Annotated in this window: 14 protein-coding genes; all 14 read left to right on the forward strand. The window is 37.4% G+C overall.

The genetic code is table 11. The features are described from left to right. Window positions 1-3 precede the first annotated feature (3 nt). Window positions 4-1,140 carry a polysaccharide pyruvyl transferase family protein gene (locus AC2HW8_RS08895; RefSeq protein ID WP_484327441.1) on the forward strand — a complete coding sequence of 379 codons (1,137 nt, stop codon included), beginning with the start codon at window positions 4-6 and terminating at the stop codon, window positions 1,138-1,140. A gap of 14 nt (window positions 1,141-1,154) precedes the next feature. Beyond that, window positions 1,155-2,300 (forward strand): Coenzyme F420 hydrogenase/dehydrogenase, beta subunit C-terminal domain, encoded by a 1,146-nt coding sequence (locus tag AC2HW8_RS08900; RefSeq protein ID WP_484327442.1) that lies wholly within the window; start codon window positions 1,155-1,157, stop codon window positions 2,298-2,300. A 29-nt stretch (window positions 2,301-2,329) separates the two neighbouring features. Further along, window positions 2,330-3,550, forward strand: coding sequence for a glycosyltransferase family 4 protein (locus AC2HW8_RS08905; RefSeq protein ID WP_117950833.1), 1,221 nt, complete (start codon window positions 2,330-2,332; stop codon window positions 3,548-3,550). Further along, on the forward strand, window positions 3,547-4,728 hold the full coding sequence (locus AC2HW8_RS08910; protein ID WP_117950832.1) for a hypothetical protein: 1,182 nt from the start codon (window positions 3,547-3,549) through the stop codon (window positions 4,726-4,728). Before AC2HW8_RS08905 ends, AC2HW8_RS08910 begins: the two co-directional genes overlap by 4 nt. Beyond that, window positions 4,700-7,027: a polysaccharide pyruvyl transferase family protein gene (locus AC2HW8_RS08915; RefSeq protein WP_181979473.1), complete on the forward strand. Its 2,328-nt coding sequence runs from the start codon at window positions 4,700-4,702 to the stop codon at window positions 7,025-7,027. Before AC2HW8_RS08910 ends, AC2HW8_RS08915 begins: the two co-directional genes overlap by 29 nt. A gap of 17 nt (window positions 7,028-7,044) precedes the next feature. Next, entirely contained in the window at window positions 7,045-8,505 is a 1,461-nt protein-coding gene (locus tag AC2HW8_RS08920) for a lipopolysaccharide biosynthesis protein (protein WP_117950830.1), read from the forward strand. Window positions 8,506-8,645: 140 nt separating this feature from the next. Next, complete coding sequence (locus AC2HW8_RS08925; protein WP_313708611.1) at window positions 8,646-9,548, forward strand: sugar phosphate nucleotidyltransferase; 903 nt, start codon at window positions 8,646-8,648, stop codon at window positions 9,546-9,548. 3 nt (window positions 9,549-9,551) lie between these two features. Further along, on the forward strand, window positions 9,552-10,166 hold the full coding sequence (locus AC2HW8_RS08930; RefSeq protein WP_484327443.1) for a VanZ family protein: 615 nt from the start codon (window positions 9,552-9,554) through the stop codon (window positions 10,164-10,166). Between the two features lie 441 nt (window positions 10,167-10,607). Beyond that, window positions 10,608-10,952: a hypothetical protein gene (locus AC2HW8_RS08935; RefSeq protein WP_484327444.1), complete on the forward strand. Its 345-nt coding sequence runs from the start codon at window positions 10,608-10,610 to the stop codon at window positions 10,950-10,952. Window positions 10,953-11,362: 410 nt separating this feature from the next. Further along, window positions 11,363-12,028: a hypothetical protein gene (locus AC2HW8_RS08940; RefSeq protein ID WP_293639798.1), complete on the forward strand. Its 666-nt coding sequence runs from the start codon at window positions 11,363-11,365 to the stop codon at window positions 12,026-12,028. A 255-nt stretch (window positions 12,029-12,283) separates the two neighbouring features. Then, entirely contained in the window at window positions 12,284-13,054 is a 771-nt protein-coding gene (locus tag AC2HW8_RS08945) for a hypothetical protein (RefSeq protein WP_484327445.1), read from the forward strand. Next, a complete protein-coding gene (locus AC2HW8_RS08950) occupies window positions 13,051-13,623 on the forward strand; it encodes a hypothetical protein (RefSeq protein ID WP_117886938.1) in 573 nt (190 codons plus the stop codon). The genes AC2HW8_RS08945 and AC2HW8_RS08950 overlap by 4 nt, the downstream gene beginning before the upstream one ends. A gap of 17 nt (window positions 13,624-13,640) precedes the next feature. Next, window positions 13,641-14,102, forward strand: coding sequence for a hypothetical protein (locus tag AC2HW8_RS08955; RefSeq protein ID WP_117886937.1), 462 nt, complete (start codon window positions 13,641-13,643; stop codon window positions 14,100-14,102). Between the two features lie 250 nt (window positions 14,103-14,352). After that, window positions 14,353-14,588: hypothetical protein (locus AC2HW8_RS08960; protein ID WP_484327446.1), on the forward strand; the 236-nt coding region annotated here is incomplete at its 3' end.

Genomic DNA, 14,588 nt, shown 5'->3' on the forward strand with positions numbered 1-14,588 from the left:
GATATGAAAGTTGGAATCATTACCTGGTGGAGAAATAATTATGGGTCGATTCTACAGGCACTTGCATTGCAACAAAAATTAAACCAGTATAATGATTTACAGTATGAAATCATTTGCCAATTTGGGAAAAAGGCTACGTCGGTGGACAATGTTTTTGACAAGATAAAAAGTGTTGGATTGGCAGAAACATGCAAGAGAGTTTTTTGGAAAGTTGCATTCAAAGGACTGCGTTTAAGAAATAAAAAAATGCAACAATTTGTGGACGAAAAACTAAAAGTATCAAATCTGCAATATAATGAACACGATATTGCGGATAGTAATAAATACTATGATACCTATATTTGTGGGAGCGATCAGATTTGGAATCCGGATTTAGTTCCAACGGATAGTATGTATTGGCTTCCATTTGTGGAAAAGGGTAAAAATAAAATTGCGTATGCGCCTAGTTTTGGAGCCAGTACTGTCTCAGAAAAGCAAAAAGAGCAAATCAAAGCAAATTTAAGCACATTCAAAGCCGTGTCTTGTCGTGAGAACTCTGGAGCAAGAACAATTAACCTAATTATTGATGAAAAAAAATGTGAAGCTGTTCTTGATCCAACAATGCTTATTGAAAGAGGCTTTTGGGATACAATCTCTGAAAACAAAATCTATAATGAAAAATATATTTTTGCCTATATGTTAAGAGGAACAGCCACGCAGAGAAAATATATAGAAAATATCGCAAGAGAAAAGAACCTGAAAATTGTATCGATCCCATTTTTGGATTATGAAAAAATAGATCTGTATGATTTAAAATTTGGAGATTATAAACTCTGGGATGCAGATCCAGCAGAATTTATTAGTGCGATTCGACACGCAGAATATGTTTTTTGCGATTCGTTTCATTGTATTGTTTTTAGTATTCTGTACCATCGGCCGTTTTTTGTTTTTCCGAAAGTTGGTGCGAATGGGAAAGTGAAAGAAAGCCAGATCAGTCGAATGACGGATTTGTTGGAACTTGCGGAAATAAAGAATCGAATTCTTTTTGATAACGAAGAAGCGGATTTGGATGCTGAGATTGATTGGAACAATTCAGATAAGAAAATTCAAAAAGCGCGATGTGATTCAGAGCGATATTTAGAGCAGGCGCTATTTATGTAAAGAGGAATGAAAGAATGGAAAATGATGTAAAGACGGTTTGTGCAAAGAATCAATGCGTGGGATGCATGGCGTGCTTTGATATGTGCCCGAAAAGTGCAATTACGATTGTAGATACAAGGCAGGCTTATAATGCTGTAATAGATGAAGAAAAATGTATTCATTGCGGTATTTGTACAAATGTCTGCCAAAATAATAAAGAGACTACATTAAAACACCCAGAAACATGGTATCAGGGATGGATTGAAGATGAAAAATTGCGGAGAAAATCATCTTCTGGTGGCGCTGCAAAAGCAATTTCTAGGCAATTTATTTCGGAGGGCGGCGTGGTTGTCAGTTGCTGCTTCAAAAACGGAGTATTTGGTTTTGAATGTGCGGCGAGTTTTGAAGAGCTTGAAAAATTTACAGGATCAAAATATGTAAAGAGCAATCCGAGTGGAACATATAAAAAAGTGCAGGAGCTTTTAAAGGAAAAGAAAAAGGTTTTGTTTATTGGCTTGCCGTGTCAGGTAGGAGCATTGAAAACGGTTATTAAAGAAAACGATAATTTGTATACAGTGGATCTTATTTGTCATGGAACGCCATCCCCAAAACTTCTGCGAGATTACCTTGAACTGCATAATGTGAATTTGGAAGAAGTAAGCAGTATTTCTTTTCGCTATAAGGATGTGTTTGGCCTTGCACAGGATCGAACTCCACTTTCACAACCGGGGTCGTGTGATAATTATTTACTTGCATTCTTGTGTGGGCTGGATTATACAGATAATTGCTATGAATGCAAATATGCAGGAATCAATCGGGGAAGTGACATCACGATTGGTGATTCATGGGAAAGCGACCTAGCCGAAGATGAACAGCGACGTGGAGTTTCAATTATGCTGTGCCAAACAGAAAAAGGCGAGCAGCTGCTAAAAAAGTCGGATGTGAAACTGTTCCCAGTAAATTTGGAACATGTGGTAGCTGTCAACGATCAGCTAAGGGAGCCTTCTCTTAAAACGAAAAAACACGATTTGTTTTTTGAGAAGTACCCCAGCAAAAGTTTTAACTATGCAACATTTTGTTGCTTGCCATCAAAGTGTATGAAACAAAGAATAAAAGCTATCCTGCTGAAGATGAAAATTCTTCGGGGGGGGATGAATTATAATATTTCGATTACAAAATAAAACGAATAAGATGGCGTAGAGGAATTTAGATGAGAGTACTTATTGTAAATACATTTTATTATCCTAATATGCAAGGTGGCGCAGAGCAAAGTGTAAAACTACTTGCAGAAAATCTTCTGAGGCATGGCAACACTGTGGCCATTTACTGTGCCGATGCGAAGGAGGGACAAAAGACAGTCGAAGAAATCAATGGCATTACAGTTTATCGCTGCACAACCGGGAAGTTTGATCTCTATAAATATAGTTATAAGAAAAATAGTGTTAGTGCACTCGAAAAAGTGACACAAAAATTGAGGTGCTACTGTAATCCGGATTGTGTGAAAGATTTTGAAGAAATCTGTAATCGGTTCAAACCGGATGTTATTCATACCAATACGCTTTATGGAATACCTTGCTCCGTATGGAAAGCTGCCCATAGAAAGGAAATTGCGGTGGTTCATACAATTCGTGATACGGCGATTCTTTCTCCTGTACAGCACGGACATAAAGTAAGCCCACTTGTGGTAAAAGCACATCAAAAATATATGTGCAGTGTATCTAAATATGTGGATGCGGTAACAGCACCATCGGAGTATACCCTTAGAACTTCTTTGGCTACGGGGGCTTTTGATAAATCAAAGGTCAAGGAATGTGTTTTCAATAGCGTACAGATTGACTACGATCTGCTTCAGCGCATGGTGGAAGAACGGAAAGCTAGAACATCACAATGTATAAAATTTATGTACGCGGGTAGATTGATTTATCTGAAGGGCATCCGTCAGATGCTGGAAGCGTTTTCTAGAATAGAGAATGAAAACTGTGAATTACATATTTGCGGAACAGGCGATATGGCGGATTATGTAAAGGAACAGGCACAAAAAGACTCCAGAATTATCTATCACGGAAAACTGAATAGTGAAGAACTTGCAAAACAGTATCAGGATTGTGACGTTCTCCTGTTCCCGTCTGTATGGCCGGAGCCGTTTGGCCGCGTTTTTATTGAGGGCAATATGTATGGAATGCCGGTGATTGCGGGCGACTGCGGTGGAATTCCCGAAATTCATGCAGTGACGCATGGCGGCGATTTGTGCGATTGTGATAAGATAGAAGAGTTGACGAAACGAATGAAGCTGTATTTAAACCGAGATTATATCAATCACTTCTATGAAAGTATTGTAAACAATATTGAGGTGTTTGATATTGAGAAGCAAATAGAGCTTTTTGAGAAAATATATCTAGAAGTGACTGTACAAGAAAGAAAGAAATTATGAAGGTTCAAATAAAAAAATGTACATTTTATAGTGCTTGGATAATATATATAATAAATTATGTGCTTTTTGAGCAGAGCCAGTTTAAAAACATACTTGGTAGTGGTACTTTTACAAGAGGGATAAAAGCTTTTGTTGTTATATTATTACTGATTTGTATTTTTCTACGGAGAAGCGTTTCTATAAGATTCATTAAACTTGGAAGCCTAGTTGGCGCAATTTTTTTGATGGCGTATTTTACTGCAGACTCGTGGACGGTTTTGTTTTGGGGCTTGTTTTCATTAGCCGCTGTTGACAATATTGAATATCGTGAATTCTTGAGAATTGATATACCGGCAAGAACTCTTTTATATCTGTTTGTTTTAGTCTGTGCATTTACAGGTGTCTTGAAAAATGATTCGATTGTTGTCTATGGTAATGAAAAGGTTACACTAGGATATATTCATTACAATATGTTTGGAATGAATATGGGTGTTTTAGTTACGGAGATTATTGCATGGTTTAGAGATGATAAGAAGAATACACGAAGAATGTATCTTTTAGTAATAGCAATTTGTGCAGTTCAGGTTCTCGTTGGTGTTGGAAGGACTGGATTATATGCGAGCACAGTCATAATAGTTTTATCTATCATACTTGAAAATAGAAAAATAAAGGCATTTGTTGAAGATCATTGCTCATTTTTTTCAGTCAGTTCTGTTATATTTGCTATAGGATCCTATGGAATATCTTTCGCGTATGACAGCGGAAATAAGATTATGCAGGTGTTAAATCTCATTTCTTCTACACGCATAGCTTTTTCGAATTTATATCTATCACGCTATGATTTGTCTATATTTGGACAACAATTATATATTAATAATGATGCAGCAAAGGGTCAGTATAGTGCACTTGATATGGGATATATACGAGTCGGACTAGAATATGGACTTCTAATACTTTTCCTTATGGTGCTTATGTTTTATATTATACAAAAAGAATCACTGAAGACAAACAATGTAGGCTTATATTTAGCATCATTGTATTTTTGTATGACATTGCTTGTTGCTACCAGTGTTATGAATGTTGCAAATGACTGGATATTGATATTTACAATTCAGATATTAGTTAGAAGAGATACATTCTTTGAACAAAAGATAAGTGGAGGAAGTAATTTTGAAAGTAGGCTTATGCACACCATATAAAGTTGATAATTATGGTACGAAGTTACAGGCGTACGCTGTGCAGGTAAAAATAAAAAGTCTTGGGTATGAAGTTGAAATCGTTAATTTTGACCGCAGGAGTGATCATCGCTTTGTAAAGCTTTTGAAGCGCTACGCAAACAAAGAATATCTTCAGGGAAAACTGAGAAAAAAGACCGATGCTCGTAAGAACAGCGCATTGATGCGGGTAAATCTTATAGTTCGAAAAGATGCGATCAACAGTTTTGATAAGTCGCATTATAAATTGACTCCGTTAATCAAGGGATACCATGAACTTTGTCACTGTGCAGAACAGTATGATGCAGTGATTTGCGGAAGCGATCAGATTTGGTTGCCGGGCAGCATCAATAATCCGACAACCACTCTGGAGTTTGCGCCTAAGAACTGCAAGCGCATTGCGTTTGCACCGAGCTTTGGAATAAGCAATGTGCCCGATAATCGAAAAAAAGAATATGCAAAATTCTTAAAAGAGTTTGATGCTCTGTCGGTTCGAGAGGTTCAAGGTGCGGAGATTGTGAAAGAACTTACTGGTATGGATGTGCCGGTTGTTCTGGATCCTACATTATCTGTAGAGCCATCCGTTTGGAGTAAACTGGCTGATGAGGGGCGTAGTCGTGTTCAAGAACCATACATGTTTTGCTACTTTTTAGGGAGAACGGAACAGCACCGTACGGAAGCTAGAAAAATTGCGGATCGTCTTGGCCTGAAACTCGTGATTATGCCGCATTTCAAGGAATATGTTCCGGCGGATGAAGCTTGTGCGGACGTATGCTTGTATGACGTGACACCGAGTGATTTTGTAAGAATGATTCGTGATGCAAGTTATGTGTGCACGGATTCTTTTCACGCAACGGTGTTTTCAATTTTAAACCACAAGCGATTTATGACGTTTGAACGATTTAAATCAACGTCGGTCAATTCGGCAAATTCAAGAATCTACTCTCTCTTGGGACAGTTGAATTTGCTGGAACATATTTGGTCAGAAAAAACGACTGCAATACAGGAAGATACATTGCCTAACTATTCAGAGGTAGAGCGGATTCTTTTGGATTTGAGAAAAAAGACAACAGAGTATCTGCAAAATGCTCTGAAAGATGTGCCAAAGGAAGAGCAAGTACAGGTTGCATTGCATAAGAAAAAGCAGGCGGATTGTTGTGGATGCGGAGCATGTGCATCTGTCTGTCAGAAAAAATGCATTGAAATGCAGCCAGAAGAGGGAACTGGCTTTTACTATCCGCGGCTTGTGAGGCCAGAAGCATGTATTCACTGCAATCAATGTAATGCAGTTTGCCCGAATGAACAGCCGCGTAATGTGTGTCATTCCGTAGCAGAGTCTTACTGCGTGGTGAATAGGGATCCGGAGATTTTGTCTGAAAGTTCTTCCGGTGGAGTTTTCTATCCGTTGGCCATGCAGACGCTTGGGGCAGGCGGATATGTATGTGCCGCTATTTACAATGAAAAGTTTGAAGTTTGCCATACGATTATACATACGGAAGCGGAACTGAAACCTCTTGTAGGTTCTAAGTATGCTGAAAGCAATTTGGGAGATTGCTTTGAGAGAATACAGCAGCTCCTAAAAGCTGATCAGAAAGTGCTTTTTTGTGGGACACCTTGTCAGGCACATGGTTTGTGTTCCTATTTGAAAAAGGATTATCAAAATCTTTTTGTAGTTGACCTTTTGTGCTATGGAATACAGTCACCGAAGGCGTGGGAAAAATACAAAGAATTCATTGTACCAGAAGGAAAGAAAATCTGTGCAGTCAATATGCGCGATAAAAGCGATAGCTGGCAAAACTATTCGATAAAGATCGACTTTGGCGATAGCACAAGCTATGTAGCGGACAAGCAAACAGATCTGTACGCAAAAACATATAGCAAGGGATATTTCATTCGTCCGGCATGTTATAGCTGCGATTTGAAAGCGTTTCCACGAAAAAGTGATGTAACGATCGGTGATTTCTGGGATATTGACAAGATTATGCCGGAAAAGAACGATGGACACGGAACAGGGATCCTTTTTCCGCAGACAGAAAAGGGAATGGAAGCAATTCGAGTTCTGGAACAAGAGGGTACGATTGAATGTCTCAAAATTGATGCGGATACATTACGGCAAGTTCATCCATTGTTCTGCCTGAATGCGAAGAAAAACCGTAAGAGTGAAAAGTTTATGAGTATGCTCAAAGAGGATAACACGTCCTTTGATACTATTGTAGAAGCATGCAAACAGGGACGAACGGAAATTATCCTTAGAAGCATATATCGTAAAATCAAGAGACGATAATTTCCGTGGAGGAAAAAATGACAAAAATCAAACAGTTTATAAAAAAATATGAAAAAATGCCAGTCGTAGCACGTGCATCGCTATGGTTTGTAATCTGTGGCTTCATGACGCGTGGTGTTTCGCTACTTACAACGCCAATTTTTACACGGCTGTTGACAACAGAACAGTATGGCGTTTACAGCGTATTTAATTCATGGCTGGAAATCGTTACAATTTTTGCATCGTTGAAGCTTGGTTATGGTGTTTATATCCAAGGACTTGTAAAGTTCAACGATGATCAGGATAGATTTTCATCTTCGCTTTTGGGATTGGCAACAACTTGGTGCGGCGGAGTTTTTCTGATTTACTTACTGTTCCATAAAACATTCAACAGTCTGCTGGGATTGGAAACTCCTATGATGGTCTGTATGTTTATTATGGTGATTTCAACGGTAGCGTTGGATTTTTGGTCGGCAAGAAAGCGAAATGAATTCAAATACGCAACACTGGTAAAAGTGACAATGTTCATTGTTGTTATGAAGCCAGTGCTCGGAATCATTGCAGTTCTACTGACAAATGATGCCTACAAAGTGGAAGCGCGTATTGCGACCTTGGCATTGGTTGAACTGGCGGTTGGAGTTATTCTATATATTCAAATCATGTCCCGTGGGCATGAATACTATAATAAAAAGTACTGGAAGTATGCGTTGTTGATTAATCTTCCGCTGGTTCCGCACTTTTTATCACAGGTGATTTTGAATCATTCAGACAGAATCATGATTCAAAAAATGGTTGGAGAGAGTGCAGCGGGCGTTTATAGTCTTGCTTACAGTATGGCAATGATTTTGTCCATGATAAACACGTCGATTCTGCAAGCTATACGCCCATGGGTATTCCAAAGGATCAAAGCCGGTGAAAAAGAAAAAATTCAACCGGTAGTTGTAAGTGCAATTTTGGTAGTAGCATTTTGCAATATTATGTTGATTTCGTTTGCACCAGAACTTGTGGCAATTTTTGCCCCGGGGTCGTATTCCGGTGCAATTGATTTGATGCCGCCGATTACATTAGCTGTTCTCTTTGCCTTTCTGTATAATCTTTTTGTTGATATTGAGATGTACTTTGAAAAAACAAAGTCTGTGATGAACATTGCTATTGTGTGCGCTGCAATCAATCTGATTACAAACTATTTTGGAATAATGTGGTTCGGCTATGCCGCGGTAGCTTATACAACACTGGCATGTTATATTTTGATGGCAATACTTCATTACTGTTCTATGGAAAGAATGCTCCGAAAAAATAACATCAAGGGTAAAATTTATGATGCAAAAATAATAGTTGCTATATCATTGGCTTATGTCCTCATTGGAACAGTTATGGGCGTTCTTAGCGGTCATTTGTTTCTGAGATTGATTGTAATGGCTATCTTGGCCGTAGTGCTTTATCTTAATAGAAGTAGATTTACGCAAATTTTTGTGCTTATAAAAAACAAGCGACACTGATAGATAATAATTGAGAACAACTTAACCGAAGCTAGAAAATAGAATGGTAGAACAACTATCTTTCAATATGGATGGTTTGACTCTCGAAAGAACAAAAAGAGTTTTCTAAACAATCTATAAGTAAAATTGGGATGGGTATGATGAATACAACATTACTTATCATGGCGGCCGGAATAGGCAGCCGATTTGGAACAGGAATAAAACAGTTGGAGCCGGTCGATGATGCAAACCATATCATCATTGACTACTCAATTCACGATGCGATTGAGGCTGGTTTCAATCATGTGGTATTTATTATCCGTAAGGATATAGAGAAGGAGTTCAAAGATGTCATCGGAGATCGCATTGCCTCAATCTGCAAGTCCCACAATGTAACTGTGGACTACGCTTTCCAGGATATCAGCGATATTCCGGGAGAACTTCCGGAAGGCCGTACAAAGCCGTGGGGAACCGGACAGGCTGTGCTTGCTGCTAAAAATGTGATTGATACCCCGTTTATCGTTATCAACGCAGATGATTACTATGGCAAAGAAGGTTTCAAGGCTGTCCATGAGTATCTGGTGAATGGCGGCAAGTCCTGCATGGCTGGTTTCGTTCTGAAGAACACGCTGTCTGATAATGGCGGTGTGACCCGTGGCATCTGCAAGATGGATGATCAGAACAATTTGACTGAGGTTGTGGAAACCAAGAACATCGTAAAAACTGCAGATGGAGCAGAGGCAGACGGTGTGGTTGTTGATGTGAATTCTCTGGTTTCCATGAATATGTGGGGCTTGACTCCTGATTTTCTGGATGTGCTGGAAAATGGTTTCAAGAAGTTTTTTGAGAAAGAAGTACCGAGCAATCCTCAGAAAGCCGAGTATCTGATCCCAATCTTCATCGGTGAGCTGCTGGAGCAGGGCAAGATGTCCGTAAAGGTTCTGAAGACCAACGACACTTGGTACGGCATGACCTACCATGAAGATGTCGCAGCAGTAAAGGATAGCTTCCGGAAGATGCTGGAGAACGGTGTATACAAGGCTGACTTATTTAGTGATCTGTAAACGATGATGAAAGAAACGATTGATTTACTCGGAAAGATCCTCACAAACATCCTGACTGCTCTTTATGAACCTTTTGGATTCTCACTGCTTCTCTCGTTCTTTGCAATGTTTTTCTACCTGTATGCGTATGAGCCAATACATGCCGGCAAAGGGTGGAAGAGTGCCATAGTAACATGGTATCAGAAATTCAAAGAGAGTGTGTTTTTTCGGAAGTTGTTTTTCTTATTTTTTGTGACCTCACTTATTCTGTTCCGAACCCTGTTAAACCGGAGCCTATGGATGAATCCTTTATCTGATGTTATGGGCGGCTGGGGCATCTGGGAGACAGTGAACGGCGAACAGAAGCTGACAACGGAGTGTATTGAGAACGTAATCATGTTGGTGCCGTTCTCAGCAGTAGTGATGTGGACATTCGGAGAGAAGATAGGAAACGGCTGGAAGAAAATACTGTGGCAAAGCGGTAAGATAGCGTTCATCTTCTCGATAAGCATTGAGATGTTGCAGTTATTGCTTCGTCTGGGAACATTCCAGCTATCAGACATCTTCTATAATACAGTAGGCGGAATGATTGGCGGCTTGATATATTGTGCAGTGATGAAGGCAAGAAAGCGTCTGTAAAGCTGGATGAAATTGTGATATACTGTGAGCGGTAGTTCCCATGTTGCTCTGATAATCACACACCTCTCCGCTTTGAACTGCAAACCGTACCAATGTAGATTGTAAAATAAAGTGTGTAAGTTAAAAAATAGCTTGCACACTTTTTCAATTTTGGGAAAGTGTGCTACAATGAAAGGAAGGGCGTAACCTTCAATACGGCTACGGATTTGACGGTTATCAATCAAGTATCCATAGCTGTATGGAGTTTCAAAAGCTCCTTAATATTTACGACCTTCAGCTCAGTTATATCACGAATGTTGGTGCAGGACAGGGGGGTTCTCAAGGTTAGCAGCTCTCTTGTTCCGTTTGTCAATAAATTCCCACGCAATACCGAGCTTTACAAGCTGATGACGAGCAATGTAAAATGCTGAAATTGCGGTGTTCGCGTTGTATTGTGAGAGGTTGGCGAAAATAATCGTCTTGATTAGTGCGAAAATTCAAGGAAATTTCATTGATTATTACACGAATATCTGCTATAATGCGGATATAGTAAGTGTACCTGATAGTATTGGGATAAATATAAAAAAACATCGAAATCAATGCGATAAATGGTTATTTAATAAATTGAATGAGCATGAATTTTGGGAGAAGGATGACTCTGGAAATAAATTAGGGGTTGGTGTTTGTAGTGAATCGTTCATATATTGGTTGAATGAATTTGTTTTAAAAGATTCTAAAGAGAAAGCATACATTGTGCGAAAAAGTATTAATAATTATGATGAAAGTTTGCCTACCATATATTATTGATGAACAGAGCATATTGACAACTTATGTGAACTATTTATTCTTTTGTACAAAAACTAATCTGTTGTAATTTAATGCACGAGTCCCAATGAAAAGCAAACAATAAAAAATTTAAAAATGTAATAAAAAAGATACCTTATTTTGGCAAAAAGATCCTTTCAAAAATTAAATTCAAAAAATTTGAAAATATGATAGCAGGAGCGACGAACTCAGCGATAGTAAATAAATTTTTAAATTATATAATTGAAAATGTCGATATAGTGTTATCAGTAGGCGGAGCAATTAACAGCTAAAGAATACATTTCATATACCGATAACTATATTCATCCGCTGTGGGGATTTTCTTCCGATTCCGGCATTCTAGATTATATATTTGATAAAAGTATAAATAATGTTATATGGGAATTTAAATTATGGTGATAAAAATATCATGTAAATACATAAAAGATAATGCTTTTGATATTACAGTTGGGCAGGAGACACACACAATTACCCACGAAAACAATCAGGCTGTTTTTAAGTTGAGCGAATCAAAAAATTACAATATTAAAATTTGCAAAAAGTCTTGCAAAAGCAATCATTCTTTCAGTAATATTTTGATTTTCTTTTTCACTATGATATTGCAAGGCATTTTCAATATTCTATTGATGAACACCGACTCAAAGTGGTATAATAAGTTAAGTCCTTACATTATTAAAACTAACTTTAATGTTTTCATAGATAAAGATACCGATTTGGAATTTATTTACAACGAAGGATATTTTTATTATGACAGGAAAACTAAAAAGTTACCCACGATAAGTTGGATAGATTGCGATAATATAGTTCTCGTTAAAACGGAATATACCATAGATAAGGTCAATTTGACCAATGCATATTGTAAATATGTTAAGAAGTTTATTTCTTGTGCATCAGTCTGTGAGCTGATATTCTTATTGCTAATACTACTTGCTGTTTCTTACAATAATTTTACAGCAGCTATCATTTGCTGTATACTTTTTGTTTTGGTAATAATTATTCAAATTATTGTTTTTAAAAAAGAGTTTATGAGATTAAAGAAAATAGGTGATGTGCTTTAATTTTAGCCCCAAAATACTTTATGTATTCCTGTATTTCTGTATCTTAGTGTAGCTTTTTGTTATTTTCTATTTTAACTTGCTATGTAAAGAAATATTGGCTCATATGACGGGAGCAGAACTACACAGGTCAGAACTGTCCGCAGTGACGGTACTCTTGTATTTAATACAGACTATGAGTACGCAAACGGTAAGGCTGAAAATTCAACAACTAACCTTGTCAGCAAGTACAGTCAGTCATACGGCAGTGACAGCGTTTTGTCATATGATTATTCTTATGATGCAAACGGCAATATTACCGAGATTAAGCAGAACGGCAAACTCATAAACAAGTACACTTATGACAGCCTTAATGAGGTTAAAGAAGAATACGATTATGTAAATAAGTTCTACATTAACTATTCTTATGACGGAGCAGGAAACCTGCAAAATAAATATGAACAGGTTCTTGATCCCACCTACGGTTATCCGACAGGAACGCAGAACGGCAATACTTATGAGTACACCGATACAAGCTGGAAGGATAAGCTGACAAAGGTTAACGGCAGTAATATTTCATACGATGCAAACGGCAATCCGCTTTCATACCGTGACGGAATGAGCTTTGAATGGGAGAACGGAAGAATCCTTAAGAATATAAACACTTCCGATAAAGCCATTCAGATGAGTTATGATTCAAACGGTATGAGAACACAGAAAACCGTTGACGGAATTAAGACCAACTATTACTATGACAGCAACAAAAACCTTATTGCCCTTGTAAAGGGTAATGATACTCTGTTGTTCCACTATGACAGTGACGGAAGTGCAACCTCATTCTCATATAACGGTACAATGTACTTTTATGTAAAAAACTTGCAGGGTGATGTAATCAGAATTATTGACCTCGCAGGCACAGAAGTAGCAAGCTATGTTTATGACGCTTGGGGTAACATAAAAGATACCAAAGGCGAGCCGACAATTCGAGAAATAAACCCGATTCGTTATCGTGGCTATGTTTATGATACTGAAACAGACTTGTACTATTGAATTATCTTGATCCTAATGGGTATGTAGCCCTAGTTGATGATTTAGTTTATGCTTTAATAGCTTTAACTGCAGCAACTGTAGCGATTTGTTCCACTTCATTTTTCCAAAAAGGTTGGTCTGCTTTTTGTAACGCAGTCGGTAACGGACTATCATCTATCGGTAATGCAATTTGGAATGGTGCGTCTGCTACATGGAATTGGTCTAAAAATAAGGTTAAAAATGCAATTAATGCAGTTAAAAAATTTAATACTGCTGTTAAATCAGCAAATAATATACGATCCAAATTGAAAAAAGAAAGAAAAAACAATAAACGATTTTATACTATAACATTTAATAGTGATGATGTACCTATACTTGGAAGTAAACTTACTAAAAGTAAAGTTGAATCAAAGTTGCGGCAAGGCAAAGATGTAATAACTTATTATAAGAGTGATGCGTTAAATATAGCAAACTCAGTAGGCAGCACTAGAAGTAAGTGTGATCCCAAACATAGAGGGTCTGCTTCTTTTAAGTATTATCATGTTAAATATAAAAATATAAAGTTGAGTATCCATTCGTTTTATGTATAGGGAATACAGGTGGTATTATGGTTTATACTTTTATGAATTATGACGATTTTAATAGTAAATATAACGATATATTAAAAATTGCCACTTGCTATAGCGAGAATTTTAGTTTTTTTACTGTGAGACAGATCCATAAAAAGGATCATTCTAATGAATATTTTAATTTCTTGGATGGTTTTAGAAATCATGAAATTCCATTAGGCAAAATAAAAACACCCAGATATACTGCAGGACAACAAATCCATTGTTTCAGAATTAATAAAATAACAACGGCTTTATTGATGAAACCTATAGATTTTTCTTCTTGGAATGCTTATGATTATCCTGAAGATTTGGCTTTTTATAAAAATTGCATACCGTGGTTTCGCTGTATTTCACATGAAAAAATGGTGTTAGTCAATGAGACCAATTTTAGAGCATTTAATGAGTTAAAAAAAATAGGCATAAATTTTAGATTGATTAATAATTCTAACTATATTTGAAAAAATTTAAAACGAATGTGGGTAAGTAGGCTCATTTGAGCCTACTGATACCTAAAATTATTCAAGCGGCGAAACCTCATATTACTACTACACATTTGACGGTTCGCTTGAAAGCGAATATCGCACATCATCAAACGGCAGTCTTACTCATTACATTGTTACCGATTCAGACGGTAATACGGTAGAAAAGACATTTGTAAACGGTCAGACAAAGACTATTACAACAGGCACAGATAAGGGAGCAAAAAACATGAAAAAAATAATACAACCAATATCAATATTGTTGATCATAACGCTGTTATCTGCGATATGTACAATACCATATGCAGCGACTATCGTTAACAGTGGTAATTACGAATTTACGGTTGTGGATGCAACCAAGGTCCAAAAGTATGTTGTAGGTATGATTGACTTAACTGATGATGAGAAATTCCTTTACGATACTAATGGTGACAATGTGTTGACCGTTATTGATGCCACTAATAT

It is taken from the genome of Ruminococcoides sp., from assembly GCF_057037865.1.

Excerpts from the sequence above, each read along its gene's own strand:
- AC2HW8_RS08895 (WP_484327441.1), top strand. The coding sequence starts at position 4 with ATGAAAGTTGGAATCATTACCTGGTGGAGAAATAATTATGGGTCGATT.
- AC2HW8_RS08900 (WP_484327442.1), top strand. The coding sequence starts at position 1,155 with ATGGAAAATGATGTAAAGACGGTTTGTGCAAAGAATCAATGCGTGGGA.
- AC2HW8_RS08905 (WP_117950833.1), top strand. The coding sequence starts at position 2,330 with ATGAGAGTACTTATTGTAAATACATTTTATTATCCTAATATGCAAGGT.
- AC2HW8_RS08910 (WP_117950832.1), top strand. The coding sequence starts at position 3,547 with ATGAAGGTTCAAATAAAAAAATGTACATTTTATAGTGCTTGGATAATA.
- AC2HW8_RS08920 (WP_117950830.1), top strand. The coding sequence starts at position 7,045 with ATGACAAAAATCAAACAGTTTATAAAAAAATATGAAAAAATGCCAGTC.
- AC2HW8_RS08925 (WP_313708611.1), top strand. The coding sequence starts at position 8,646 with ATGAATACAACATTACTTATCATGGCGGCCGGAATAGGCAGCCGATTT.
- AC2HW8_RS08930 (WP_484327443.1), top strand. The coding sequence starts at position 9,552 with ATGATGAAAGAAACGATTGATTTACTCGGAAAGATCCTCACAAACATC.
- AC2HW8_RS08940 (WP_293639798.1), top strand. The coding sequence starts at position 11,363 with ATGGTGATAAAAATATCATGTAAATACATAAAAGATAATGCTTTTGAT.
- AC2HW8_RS08955 (WP_117886937.1), top strand. The coding sequence starts at position 13,641 with ATGGTTTATACTTTTATGAATTATGACGATTTTAATAGTAAATATAAC.